9 protein-coding genes are annotated in these 13,262 nt (G+C 68.1%); 3 read left to right on the plus strand and 6 right to left on the minus strand.

Going from position 1 to position 13,262, the window contains the following annotated elements:
• Positions 1-585 precede the first annotated feature (585 nt).
• Positions 586-1,776 carry a benzoate/H(+) symporter BenE family transporter gene (locus tag QP512_RS20090; protein WP_286070411.1) on the plus strand — a complete coding sequence of 397 codons (1,191 nt, stop codon included), beginning with the start codon at positions 586-588 and terminating at the stop codon, positions 1,774-1,776.
• Here the strand turns inward: QP512_RS20090 and QP512_RS20095 are convergent.
• The 4 genes from QP512_RS20095 to egtB form a co-directional block, all read right to left on the minus strand.
• On the minus strand, positions 1,770-2,531 hold the full coding sequence (locus QP512_RS20095; protein ID WP_286070412.1) for a GYF domain-containing protein: 762 nt from the start codon (positions 2,529-2,531) through the stop codon (positions 1,770-1,772). The two genes, QP512_RS20090 and QP512_RS20095, sit on opposite strands and share 7 nt — an antisense overlap.
• A 31-nt stretch (positions 2,532-2,562) precedes the next feature.
• Positions 2,563-4,722: a lytic murein transglycosylase gene (locus QP512_RS20100; protein WP_286072075.1), complete on the minus strand. Its 2,160-nt coding sequence runs from the start codon at positions 4,720-4,722 to the stop codon at positions 2,563-2,565.
• Positions 4,723-4,809: 87 nt separating this feature from the next.
• Positions 4,810-5,796 (minus strand): L-histidine N(alpha)-methyltransferase, encoded by a 987-nt coding sequence (gene egtD, locus QP512_RS20105; protein ID WP_286070413.1) that lies wholly within the window; start codon positions 5,794-5,796, stop codon positions 4,810-4,812.
• Complete coding sequence (gene egtB, locus QP512_RS20110) at positions 5,793-7,064, minus strand: ergothioneine biosynthesis protein EgtB (protein WP_286070414.1); 1,272 nt, start codon at positions 7,062-7,064, stop codon at positions 5,793-5,795. The genes egtD and egtB overlap by 4 nt, the downstream gene beginning before the upstream one ends.
• A 143-nt stretch (positions 7,065-7,207) precedes the next feature.
• Between egtB and QP512_RS20115 the strand changes: the two genes are divergently transcribed.
• Positions 7,208-8,488 (plus strand): GGDEF domain-containing protein, encoded by a 1,281-nt coding sequence (locus QP512_RS20115; RefSeq protein WP_286070415.1) that lies wholly within the window; start codon positions 7,208-7,210, stop codon positions 8,486-8,488.
• Positions 8,489-8,491: 3 nt separating this feature from the next.
• Here QP512_RS20115 and QP512_RS20120 read toward each other — a convergent pair whose 3' ends face one another.
• The gene (locus QP512_RS20120; RefSeq protein ID WP_286070416.1) at positions 8,492-8,884 is read right to left on the minus strand and encodes a YchJ family protein; all 393 of its coding nucleotides are present in this window, start codon (positions 8,882-8,884) and stop codon (positions 8,492-8,494) included.
• A gap of 102 nt (positions 8,885-8,986) precedes the next feature.
• On the opposite strand from QP512_RS20120, the gene QP512_RS20125 reads away from it, so the two are divergent.
• The gene (locus tag QP512_RS20125; protein WP_286070417.1) at positions 8,987-9,766 is read left to right on the plus strand and encodes a sulfite exporter TauE/SafE family protein; all 780 of its coding nucleotides are present in this window, start codon (positions 8,987-8,989) and stop codon (positions 9,764-9,766) included.
• A gap of 108 nt (positions 9,767-9,874) precedes the next feature.
• Here the strand turns inward: QP512_RS20125 and QP512_RS20130 are convergent, their stop codons facing one another.
• Entirely contained in the window at positions 9,875-13,255 is a 3,381-nt protein-coding gene (locus tag QP512_RS20130) for an SbcC/MukB-like Walker B domain-containing protein (RefSeq protein ID WP_286070418.1), read from the minus strand.
• Positions 13,256-13,262: the final 7 nt, after the last annotated feature.

Genomic DNA, 13,262 nt, shown 5'->3' on the forward strand with positions numbered 1-13,262 from the left:
AAAACAATTAATAGTTGCTTGATCAAACGTCTGCAAGATGGACAATCATCCTTCCTGCAGGCGCCTTCACAAGATACCTGCGCATACTTTCAAAGATCCTGGGAAGTGGCCTCAGCGCCGTTCCCGTGTGCTGCGAAGTTTCCTTCGTAGCGAGCCGCCCATTATAGCCGGCTTTTCCGCTTCGTCAACACCTTTTTTCAAGGCCGTCTCACCGGAGTGGACGTTGTTGCCGATGCCGCTTCGTCGCTGGGCCCGAGGGCCTTTCGTCGTTGCGAGCCGCCTATTATGCCGGACTTTTCGAGTCCGTCAACACCTTCGTTCGATCATCTCGTTCGTCGGTGGTGGCGTCACTGTTCGCGTGCCGTTTCCGAAGAAGCGATGCGCTGCAGCAAGGGAGCGAATTCTAGAGATCCTGCAGATTTCGTCAAGCGCTTTTTTGCATGCTGATGACAGAAGCACCGCAACATCACGCATGACGTGCGCTCGAAGATCACTGCGGCGTTGCCCGCGCGTTGCGCGGTCAACGCCGCAACCCCTATCAATACAGGGATGCACAATGCAGGGATGCACAGTGGAGAGCGAGCAATGAACATGCAGGTGCGGCGCACGTGGTGGCGCGATCTTTCGATGCCGGCAATCGTGGCCGGCTTCATCACCGTGCTGGTGGGCTTCGCCAGTTCGGCGGTGATCGTGTTCCAGGCCTCACAGGCCGTGGGTGCTGACCAGGCGCAGATCGCTTCGTGGATGTGGGCGCTCGGCCTGGGCATGGGCGTCACCTGTATTGGTCTCTCGCTGCGCTACCGGGTGCCCGTGGTCACCGCCTGGTCGACCCCGGGTGCGGCAATGCTCGTGGTGGGTGCCGGTGGCGCCTCGCTGTCCGAGGCCACGGGTGCATTCCTGCTCGCCGCGGTGCTGGGCATGATTGCCGGCTTCTCGGGCGTCTTCGCCCGGCTGATGCAGCGGGTGCCGATGGCGCTGGCGGCAGGCATGCTGGCCGGCGTGCTGCTGCGCTTCGGCCTGGATGTGTTCGTGGCGATGAACACCCAGGTCGTTCTCGCCCTGGCGATGTTCGCCACCTGGCTGGCCGGACGACGCCTGTTCCCGCGCTATGCGGTGATCGCCACCCTGCTGGTCGGCATCATCATCGCCGCCAGCCGTGGCCTGCTGCATGCGCAGGACCTGCATCTGCAGCTGGCCACCCCGCATTGGGTCACGCCCTCACTGTCGTGGCGGGCGGTGGCCGGCATCGCCCTGCCCCTGTTCGTGGTGACCATGGCCTCGCAGAACATCCCAGGGGTGGCGGTGATGCGCGCCTCTGGTTACAGCGCGCCCATCTCGCCGGTGATCGGCTGGATCGGCGTGGTCAATACCGTGTTGGCGCCCTTCGGCGCCTATGCACTGAACCTGGCGGCGATCACTGCGGCGATCTGCATGGGCCGCGATGCCCATGAGGATCCCGCGCGCCGCTACACCGCGGCGATGGCCGCCGGCGCCTTCTACATCCTGATCGGCCTGTTCGGCGCAACGGTGGCGGCGCTGTTCGCCGCCTTCCCCAAGGAACTGGTCGCCTGCGTGGCCGGCATCGCCCTGTTCGGCACCATCGGCAACAGCCTGGCCAGCGCACTGGCCGTGGAACGCGACCGCGAGGCCGCGCTGGTCACCTTCCTCGTCACCGCCTCCGGCGTGTCACTGGCCGGCATCGGTTCGGCCTTCTGGGGCCTGGTGGCCGGCTCGCTGTGCCTGCTGGTGCTGCGCCCAAGGGTGCAGGCTCAATAGGACGTCGGCAGGAACGCCAGGCCCACCAGCAATGCCAGCACTGCAACAAGGCTGAGCACCAGGCCCAGCCAGCTGACGTCGCCGCGCCGGGCCAGTTCCTGTTGGAGCGCGACCGGGTCGTTCCCCTTCAGCGCGCGGGCCTGGGCGATCTGGCGCTGGCAGTGCCGCAGGTACCAGTGATTGGCGAACACGCCGGCGGTAACGCCCAGCGCCAGGCTTGAGATGGACGAGAAGGCCTGCGGCACGTCGAGCAGGGCTTCGGCCACGCTGCTGACCACCAGCACGGCGATCCACAGCATCGCCACCCGGTACATGCGCCGGTACATCATCCACGGCAGGCCGAACAGGAACGCGGGCCAATGCCAGGTGCCGGACGCGCTGGGCAGGCCCTGGTCCAGCCGCCAGCGCCGCCGGTACAGGGCGAAGTTGCGGCCGACCACCGCGGCGTACAGCGCCATCTCGCCTTGCAATGGCTGGCTGTCCTGCGCGGAGCCGGCCAGCAGCGCCGACGCCGTGTCGGGCGCGCGGTAGGGGTCATCGATCCCACGGTCGACGACAACCGAAGGGGCTGCGACGTCGGCCGTCTGGGTTGACGCCTCGAGTTCGGCCAGCGGGCGCCAGCTCGGCATGCCCTCGCACCAGAGCAGGGTGGCGGCCCCTACCCTGCCCTCGGCCTGCAGCTGCCGCAGGCCGGCCAGGTCGACCGGCCCCTCGCGCTGGCTGCTGTTGGCGTAGAACCACTGTGCTTCCTGCATGCATCGCTCCTTGTCTGTAACCGGACCCCGCTCAGGGGTGGGGCTGGCTGGACAGCACCTGCACCAGCACGTGGCGACCGCCCGGGGCCACGGTCACGATATCCGGACCGGCGTTGGCGGCCTCCAGGCAGACGTAGTCACGCCAGCCGTCGCCGACGTCGGTCATCTTCGCTGCCGCTTCCGCGCCGGGGTTCCAGGCCACCAGCGCACGGCTGCCTTCGGTACGCAGTTCGATACGGCGCTTGAGCACCGGATCGCGCAGCACGTAGCGGCCGCCGGCCGGGCTGTAGATGCGGTCGCTGCGGCCCGGATCGCGCGGGTCGCGCAACGACCACGGCCCCTGCTGGCGGCGGGTCTGGGCGTAGTTCTCGTACTTGTCCTGGTAGGTCACCCCGTCCACGCCGTCCACTTCCACACGGGTGGCATCGCCCACGCGGAAGTAGTTGTGCAGGGCCTGGGTGAAGGTGGCCGGTGCGCTGCCGGTGTTCTCGGTGACCAGCTGCTGGCGCAGCTCGCGGCCGACGCGCACGGTCATGGTCAGGCGCAGGCCGAGATCCTGCAGCGCCGGCGGCGCCAGGGTCAGCTCGATGCTGCCGTCGTCGAGGCGGCGTGCCTGCTGCAGTTCCCACGGCAGGGTGCGGACGAAGCCGTGCGCCGGCACGTCATTGCCCTGGCCCTGGCGGCCGAAGTAAGGCCAGCACACCGGACTGCCGCCACGGATGGGCGTAGGCAGCTCGGCCCGCTTGGGCGACAGCCACATCACGTCGGGCTGGCCCTTGGGCACGTAGGACAGCAGCTGGCCGCCGAACACGCTGATGGCGGCGGTGGCCTCGGGGGTTTCCACCAGCCAGGCATCGAGTCCCTGGAACTGGCCGCTGCTGACACCCTGGATCTGTTGCACGGTGGATCGACTCCGTAAGGCCGGCGACTGCGCGGCACTGTAGTTGGCGGGAAGACTGAAACGGGTGGGCGTGGCCGGCGTGCGCGGTTCGGCCTGCAGCGCACGCAGGATGCGCTGGCCGGGGCGGCCATCGGCCTCGGCCCAGCCCAGGCGGCGCTGCTCGACCTGGATCGCGCGCCGGCTGGCGTTGCCGATCATGCCATCGGCGCTGCCGATATCGTGGCCACGGGCCAGCAGCAGGGTCTGCAGCTGGCGGCGCTCGTCGCGGCCGAGGCCGGGATCATCGGTGGGCCAGGCGGTCGCCAGGCCGTTGCCGCCACGCAGACGGTCGGCCAGGGTGGCGATGGCCAGCGCGTAGCTCTCGGCGGCGTTGTAGCTGTAGATCGCATCGTAGTTGCGGAACACCAGCAGCGCCGGGCCTTTGTTGCCGGCGGGCAGCAGCAGGGCCGCGCGGGCGTCGGCCGGCAGGCCCTGCGGTGCGAGGGCGCTGCCATCCAGGCCGGTGATGCCCAGTGCGCGCCAGTCGGCCAGCGCGCGACGCTGGGTGCGCCCGGCCTGCGCCGTCCTGAAACCCTCGGGAATACGCACTTCCATGCCCCACGGTTCGCCGCTGCGCCAACCGGCGCGCTTGAGATAGTTGGCGGTGGAGGCCAGTGCGTCGGGAATGCTGGCCACCAGATCGCGGCGGCCATCGCCATCACCGTCGACGGCGATGCGCGCATAGGTGCTGGGCATGAACTGGGTGTGGCCGAAGGCACCGGCCCAGGAGCCGGTGAGTCCCTGCGCCTGCAGGTCGCCCTGCTCGATCAGCTTGATGAGCGCCAGCAGTTCGCCACGGAAGAAGGGCTGGCGACGGCCGGCACAGGACAGCGTGGCCAGCGACTGCAGCAGCGGACGCTTGCCGAACACGCGGCCATAATCGCTTTCCACACCCCATACGGCGACGATCGTTGCCGGATCGACTCCGTACTGCGCCGATACCCGCTGCAACAGATCGCGATGCTGCTGCAGCATGGCGCGGCCATCGTCCACCCGCGGGCGATCAACCAGCGCGGCCAGGTAATCCCAGATCGGCGTGGTGAATTCCGGCTGCGCATCCAGCAGCGGCAGCACGCTGGGGTCGGGCTGCAGGCCGGCGCTGATGGCAGCGAAGCGATCCGCGGCAATGCCCTGCCTGGCGGCCGTTGCCTGCAGCTGCGTCATGCAGCGGGCAAAGGCCGGATCAGCGGCAGGTGTCGGTTGCGCCGTCAACGGCGCGGCCAGCGCGGCGGCCAGGCCGAGCGTGGTCATCAAGGGCATGGCGTCCTCTGTGTTGCCGGTGCTGGGGCCATGTTAGCGCGGGCAGACGGCCTGGCATCCGCCAGCCACGGCCCGGCGCTACCGATGCGGAGCCGAGGCGCGCAGCAGGCGCAGGCCGTACGCCGGATCGGACGCATTCCAGTGGGCGATGGTTTCCAGCCCGGCCTGCTGCACCAAGTGGTTGAAGCTGTCATCGGTGTACTTGTGGCTGTACTCGACCCGGATCGGTTCGCCGGCCTGGAAGTGGAAGGTCTGACCGTCCAGGTGCACGTCCTGTTCGCGCTGGCTGACCAGGTCGGTTTCGATGCGCAGGCGCGCGGTGCTGTAGCGGGCCTGGTGGCGGAAGCCATCAAGATCAAAATCACTGCCGACCTCGCGGTTGAGGCGGGCCAGCAGATTGAGGGTGAACGCTGCGGTGATGCCATCGGCATCGTTGTAGGCGGCCTCGATCAGCGCCGGGTCCTTGTGCAGGTCGATGCCGACCAGCGCCAGGCCGTCATCGCCCATGGTCTGGCGCATCGCGCGCAGCAGGGCGATGGCCTCTTCGCCGGCGAAGTTGCCCAGCGTGGAACCGGGGAAGAACAACAGGCGCCGCGCGGCCTGGCGTTCCGGTTCGGGGACCTGCACCGGGCGGGTGAAGTCGGCGCAGACCGGCAGCATCTCCACCTGCGGCAGCGCCGGGGCCAGGTGGTCGATGCTGGACAGCAGCGCGGCGCGCGAGATTTCGATGGGGGTGTAGGCCACCGGATCGTGCAGGGCAGCCAGCAGCAGGGCGGTCTTGCGACCACTGCCACTGCCCAGTTCGACCACGTGGGCATGGGCGCCGACGGCGCTGGCGATCTCCGGCAGCACCTGGTCGAGCAGGGCCAGCTCGGTGCGCGTGGGGTAGTACTCGCGGGTGTGGGTGATCTGCTCGAACAGGCGCGACCCGCGCGCGTCGTAGAAATACTTGGACGGCAGCTGGCGTGTGGCGCACGAAAGGCCGGCCACGGCGTCGGCCATGATCTGCTGGCGGCCGGGAGTGAGGTCGGTCAGCGCCTGCAGCGCGTCCTGCACGGTACTCATGGAAGATCCCTCGCCAGGCGCACGCCGGAGAACTGCCAGCGCGCCGGTGGATTAAAGAAGTTGCGGTAACTGCTGCGGACGTGGCCACGCGGGGTGGCGCAGCTGCCGCCGCGCAACACCCACTGGCCACACATGAATTTGCCGTTGTACTCGCCCAGGTTGCCGCCGAAGGGCTGGAAGCCGGGGTAAGCGCCATAGGCGCTGGAGGTCCATTCCCAGACATCGCCGAACAGCTGGCGCAGGCCCGTGCCCTGCCCTGCATGCGGATGCAGCCCGTCGTCATCGGCGAAGTGCCCGCTGGGCGGCTGCGTGGCGGCGGCCGCCTCCCATTCGAATTCGGTCGGCAGCCGTGCCTCATGCCAACGCGCGCAGGCGTCGGCTTCGTAATAGCTGAGGTGGCAGACCGGCGCATGTGGATCGAGCGCGCGCCAGCCGCCGAGGGTGTACTCGTGCTGCAGGTCGTCGTGCCAGTACAGTGGGTGCTGCCAGCCTTCGGCCTCGCACAGGGCCCAGCCTTCGCTGAGCCACCAGCGCGGATCACGGTAGCCGCCGGCATCGACGAAGGCACGGTACTCGCCGTTGCTGAGCGGGCGCTCGGCGATGGCGTGTGCAGGCAGCAGCACGCGGTGCGGTGGTGATTCGTTGTCGTAGGCGAAGGGCGCGTGCTGCGGCCAACGCGCTGCACCGACGCTGACGATGCGTTCTTCCCGCGCAACCCATCCCTGTGCGCTGTGCACGCTGGTGACCGCCGCGAGGTCTTCGCGATAGGGCGGCTGCAGCGGGTTGCACCACAGGGCGTGCTTGATGTCGGTCAGCAGCAGTTCCTGGTGCTGCTGTTCGTGCTGCAGGCCCAGCTGCAGGTGCTGCAGCGCCTCTTCACCGAGATCGCCGTCGGCCAGGCGCGCCAGCAGCTGCTCATCGACGTGCCGGCGATAGTCGCGCACCTGCTGCAGCGAGGGCCGCGACAGCAGGCCACGGCGTGGGCGGGCATGGGCCGGGCCGAGGCTCTTGTAGTAACTGTTGAAGAGAAAGTCCCAGGCCGGATCCCACGGCTGGTGGCCGCGTACGCTGGCCAGCACGAAGCGCTCGAAGAACCAGGTGGTGTGGGCCAGGTGCCATTTGGCCGGGCTGGCATCGTCCATGCTCTGCAGCATCGCGTCTTCGGCGCTGAGCGGTGCCGCCAGTTGCTGGCTGCGTCCACGCACATGGGCGAAGTGGCTGGCGAGTTCACGCTGCGGGGCAGCGACGGCGAGGGTTGCGCTGTCCATGGGCACCAGCTTCGTCTGCCGCGGGTGAGCGCGATGTCATCGCATGGCGGCAGCGCATTCACATCGCGCCCATTCAAGAACCCTGCGCCAACGCCGCTAACGGCAGTGCTGCGACCGTGTAGTGACCGCGCTGGAATTACCGCTTGTCCGATCATCCGCTCCGCCAGCCTGCGCATTACCTGTTCGTGCTGCCCGCCCTGCTGGTCGCACTGGTGCTGTGGGCTACCCTGGGCGACGAGGATGTCGGCCGAGCCGGCCAGCGCGTGCTGCCTTGGTTGCTGGCCTGCTTGGGTGCGGGGCTGGCGCTGATGTACAACCAGGTGCGCACCTTGTGCATGCTGTTGCTGGTGGCGGCCGTGTTCACGGTGCTGCACCCCGACCTCGCCCACTACCTGCGGCTGGGCTACATCAGCCCGCTGACGCCGCTGCGCTTCCATGCGGTATCCGCCTGGCTGCCGCTGCTGTTTACCTTGCATGCGCTGTGGCCCGAGCGTGGCCGGCGGCGCCAGGACCTGCTGCTGCGCGGGATCGGTAGCGGCACCCTGCTGGCGATCTTCGCCCTGCTGGCCGCGCAGCAGCCGCAGGGCATGCATGACCTGCTGTCGAACCGGCACTTCGCCTGGATTCCGAGCGACTGGAATGCGCTGGCACAGCTGCCGGCCCTGCTGTTCTTGACCGCCACCACGGCCCTGGGCTGGCTGGCCTGGCAGCGCCCTCGCCCGCTGCACACGGCGATGCTGCTGGCGCTGCTGTGCCTGTGGTGGATGCTGCCGCGGGTGTTCCTGAAGCCGGTGCTGCTGCCGGCGCTGAGCAGTGCCGCGCTGCTGCTGATGCTGGGCGCGATGCTGCAGGAGTCATTCCACATGGCGTTCCGCGATGAACTGACCGGCCTGCCGGGACGGCGCGCGTTCAACGAGACCCTGCAGCGGGCGCGGGGCACCTACAGCATCGCGATGGTGGATGTGGACCACTTCAAATCGTTCAACGACACCCACGGCCACGATACCGGCGACGATGTACTGCGACTGGTGGCCTCGCGGCTCGCGCGGGTTGGCGACGGAGGCCGCGCGTTCCGCTACGGCGGCGAGGAGTTCGCGGTCGTTTTCCTCGACCGGCCGGCGGCGGCCTGCGTGGACGCGGTGGAAGCGCTGCGCCAGAGCATCGAGGACACCCGCATGCAGTTGCGCGACCGCGGTACGCGCAGCCGCGACGACGAGACCGGTCGCCAGCAGCGCGGGCGCGGCGGCAGCGGCCAGGTAGTGCAGGTGACGGTCAGCATCGGGCTGGCCGACAGCCGCGTGGACCCCCGCCCGGTGGCGGTGATCAAGGCCGCCGACCAGGCGCTGTACGTGGCCAAGGACGAGGGCCGCAACCAGGTCCGCGCGCACGGCGGCCAGCGCGTGCTGGCGGTACGCGGCGGCTGAGGCTCAGACCGCGTCGAGGTAGTACCAACGGCCGTCGATGCGCAGGAAGCGGCTGTGCTCGGTCATCTTCACCGCACTGCCGCCGCCCACCCGGTAGCGTGCGGTGAAACGCACTTCGGCGCTGTCGGCACCGGTGACCGTGTGTTCGTGCACGGTCAGGCCCAGCCAGTGCGTACGCTGGCCCGGCGCATCGTCGAGTGACAGCTCGGCAGGACGGGTCTCCGGGTGCCAGCTCTGGCGCAGGTAGTCGGCCAGGCCCCGCACGTATGCGCTGTAGCGCGAGCGCATCAGGCGTTCGGCATCTGGGGCGGCTTCGCCGGCATGGAAACGACCACAGCAGGCGGCGTATTCGGCGGGCAGGCCGCAGGGACAGGGATCGGCAGGGTTTCGGCTCATGCGCGCATTGTCGCCGGCTTGTGCGGATTGATCCACGCGGGGCGTGGGTCAGCCGATGCAGGACAGGCGTATGCTGTCGCGCCCCCACTTTGATTGATCGCCGTGCTGGAACTGGTTCCCCCTGAGTTGTGGTGGCTGGTGGTGATCGCCTTCATCGCCGGCCTGGTCGATGCCGCCGTCGGTGGCGGTGGGCTGGTGCAGCTACCCGGTCTGTTCACGGTGCTGCCGCAGCAGACGCCTGCGATGCTGTTCGGTACCAACAAGTTCAGCTCGATGTTCGGCACCGGCGCTGCCGCCTGGCGATATGCGCGCAATGTGCGCTTCCCGTGGAAGCCGGTATTGTTCGCGGCCGGCACGGCCTTCATCTTCTCCTTCGCCGGCGCCACCGCGGTGAGCCTGCTGCCGAAGGATGCGGTGCGGCCGCTGGTGCTGGTCCTGCTGGTCGCGATGCTGGCCTACACCCTGTGGAAGAAGGATTTCGGCGCGCTGCACCGGCCACAGGAGATCGGCCGGCGCGAGCTGGCGATCGCGCTGGCGATCGGTGCGGCGATCGGCTTCTACGACGGCTTCTTCGGGCCGGGCACCGGCAGCTTCCTGATCTTCCTGTTCGTGCGCTTCTTCGGTCTGGATTTCCTGCGCGCTTCAGCGGCATCGAAGGTGGTGAACCTGGCGACGAATGTTGCAGCGATCTCGTTCTTCGTGCCGACCGGCAACATCCTGTGGCTGTTCGCGCTGCCGATGGCAGCAGCCAACATCATCGGTTCGGTGGTGGGCACGCGCCTGGCGCTGAAGGGCGGCACGCCGTTCATCCGCAAGCTGTTCGTGGGGCTGGTGGTGGTGCTGATCGCACGGATGGCGTGGGATACGTTCCGCGGGGCATAAGGGCGCAACATGATCTGGTAGGTGCCAACCTTGGTTGGCCCGCTGTTGCCGGTCGCGCAGAGCAGCCGAGCATGGCTCGGCTCTACAGGAGAGTGCCGGCCGAGGCAGTCAGGCCTCGGCTTCTTCCGGTTCGTTGGCCTGCTGCCGGCTGCGCTCGGGCAGCTTCAGGCGCTTGCCTTCTTCGTCGTACTCGATGAGCAGGACGCCCGAATCGTGGCGGCCGCTGATTTCGACGAAGCAAGCACCACCGATGAACGGTTCCAGCGTCATCACCGACTTCAGCGGTGTGGCGACGACCATCTGGAAGCCGAAGTTGTCGAAGATGTTCATTGCCAGCGCAGTGAACTCGTTGTCGGCCTTGTCGAAGGCTTCGTCGAGCACGACGGCGGCATAGCTGGGCAGCTGGCTGTCGGCACCACCCAACTGGTAGCGCAGCGCGGCGGCGAGGCAGGTGGTGGCCAGCTTCTGGCGCTGGCCGCCGGACTTGCCGGCGCCGCTGCGGTAGATCTCGACCTGCTGGCGCGTTTCCGCATCCAGCTCGACGCCGATGAACTCCACGTGCATGCGCACGTCCAGCACCAGCTCACGCCAGCGCTTGTCCTCGCCTTCCTGCGAGCCGAGGCGGTTGACCAGCTGGCGCAGTACGGTGAACTGCGACTCGGCCAGCTCGCGCTGCTCGGTCTGCTGCTGCGACAGCACCTCGCGCAGCTGCAGGTGGAACTCGCCCACTTCCGGCAGACGGCGGTCGCTCAGTTCGATGGTCAGCAACGTGCCACGGTTGAACGGCACCTGTTCCAGGCTGGCGTTCACTTCGTCCAGGCGCTGGCCGATCGACTTGCGGGCTTCGGCACTATGGCGCTGCAGCGCCAGCAGGTTGTTCTTGCTCTGGTTCTGCAGCAGGTCGAAGAAGCGCTCTTCGTGCTGCGGCAGGCCATCGCGCTCCAGGCGTTCGAGGCGGGCGAGGAAGTCCTCGGCCGACGCCACCGACACGGTGAAGTCGCCCGATTCCTCCGGCCACTGCTGGATGAAGCGGCGGAAGCAGCCGATCAGCTGGTTCTCGATGCGGTTGAGGTCCTGCTGCGAGGAGGACAGCTGCTCGTTCAGCGCGTTGCTGACTTGGCGCATGTGCGCTTCCAGCGTTTCCAGGCTGAGCGGGCCCTGTTCCTGCAGGCGCTCGGCAAGGCCGGCTTCCTGCTTCTGGGCCAGGCTCGGCAGCACCAGCGCACGGCTCTGCTGGCGTGCGCGGTCGAGGCGATCACGTTCCTTGACCAGCTGGCCACGCTCGACGCGGACGTCTTCATAGGTGCGGCGCGACTGTTCGATGTCGGCGCGCACCGCGTCGATCTGCTTGGCCAGCTTGGCCAGGTCGGCGTTGCCTTCGCGCAGATCGCGCAGAGTCGCTTCGATATCGCTCAGGCGCTGCTGCGGCGCGGCGATGTCGATCTCGTTCCAGCTGATGCTGACCAGCTCGTGGCAGGCCAGGCGGCGTTCGTTGTCGCGGTCACGCTGGCCGCGCAGGCGCGCGATGTCGGTCTCGCAGCTGGCGATGCGCTTGGCCAGTTCCTGCGCTTCGCGCTCGAAAGCGCCCACCTTGTCGTGGTTGTTGAAGCCGAGGATCCAGCGACGGCGATCGCCAACAGCGCTGCGGTCGTCCTTCTCGAAACGGTCGCCCGGATGCTTGACCTGGCCTTCGCGGGTGATACCGCGGTCGACGTTGCGCAGCTGCTTGGCATCGACGCATTCGTAGTCGAAGCGCTTGCCGAGTTCGCGCCGCAGCCAGCTTTCGAACACATGCTCGCGCAGTTCCAGCTTGTGCAGCAGCGACTTCGCCGACGGCTCGCGGGCGAACGCATCGTCGTTGCGGCGCACGCGGTAATAGGTGAAGCGCATGCCCAGGTGGGTACGGTTCACCCACTCGGCCACGTCGTTGTAATGCTTGTCATCGACCAGCAGCGACAGCGCGAAACCGCCCAGCACGCGCTCGATGGCCCCCTGCCAGCCCTGCTCTTCCGAGCGGACCTGGATCAGCTCGCCGACGAACGGCAGCGCCGCCTCGGCGATACCGGTTTCCTCAGCCAGGCGCGCGCGCAGCTTCTGCATCGGCGCCGGGATGTTGGACGGCGTGCGCTGCATCGCTTCGAGTTCCGCACGGACTTCACCGAAGCGGCGCTCGTCATCGCGCTTGCCACCCAGGCGATCGCTGATCGCGTCGTCCAGCGCCGAAGATGCACGCTGGCGGTCCTGCAGCTCGTTCTGCGCACGCTCGACCAGCTCGGCGAAGCCGTGGGCGTCATCCGGCAGTTCCGTCTGCAGCTGCTGCGCGGCCTGGCGTGCCTGCTCGCGCTTGGCCTGGCGGCGGTCGCGCTCGGCTTCGGCACGGCCCTGTTCGCGTTCCAGTTCCTCGATGCGCTCACCGCCCTGTTGGCGGCGCTGCAGTTCCAGCTCGGCCAGGCGCTCGGTGTGGTTGTCGAGTGCGGCACGGCGCTGGGCTTCCTCGCCCAGCAGGCCACGGTCACGCACGTCCATCTCGCGCAGGCGTGCTTCGATCAGCGCCTGGCGGCGGCTTTCGCGGAAGCTGTCGACGCCGAGCTTCAGCGCTTCGTCGTCGCCACGCTGGCGGTGCATTTCCTTCAGATCGTTGTAGTAGGCGCGTGCCGGCAGCAGGGTTTCCACCTGGCGGCGCGCGGTGACCACCGCCTGGTGCGCGCCATCGAGCTCGGCGAAATCGCTGACCAGGCGCTCGGCCGCGTCGAAGGTCTTCGGCGTGTCGAGCATGAAGTCGCGCAGGAAGACATTGAGGTCGCCCAGGTTCTTCGCCGACTGCGTCTTGTGCAGCAGGCGCAGCGCCATCTCATTGTCGATGCCGAGCAGGTCGCGGAAGCGCTCGGCGTAGCCGGAGAAGGTGTCGAAGTGGTGCAGGTCGGACAGCTTCTGCTTGAGCTTGCGCAGGTCCAGGTCGAAACCCCCAAGATCCTTGGCGATGTCGAACGGGCGCTCGGCGATCATGTAGTGCTTGCGCACATCGCCGGCCGAGGTGCCGTTGCCGGAGATCCACAGCAGACGCACGAGGCTGACCACGCGGCCATCGCCGGCGCGGTATTCCAGCACCAGCGCGGTCCAGGTGGCACCCTTGCGCAGGTACTGGGTGGCGATTTCGCCGGTGCCGCTGTCCTGCTGGTCGGCCCACGCGCCACGCACGTAGGACACCAGGTTGCGGTCGCGGCCACTGCGCTCTGCTTCGCGCGCGGCGGCGTTGAAGTCGACGATGGCCGGCGGCGTCAGCAGCGCGGACATGGCATCGAGCAGGGTCGACTTGCCCGAGCCGGAACGGCCGACGAACAGGAAGCCGCGCTCGGCGATCGGCACTTCGGTCAGGCCGTTGAAGGTGCCCCAGTTGTGCACCTGCAGACGGCGCATGCGGAACTGCTGCAGGCGCGGGTCCGGCAGGCCTTCGTTGAACAGGGCGGGGGTGTGCTTGGAGATAGCCATGCGATGG

This window comes from Stenotrophomonas sp. 57, from assembly GCF_030291075.1.
In the GTDB taxonomy this organism is placed as follows: Bacteria; Pseudomonadota; Gammaproteobacteria; order Xanthomonadales; family Xanthomonadaceae; genus Stenotrophomonas.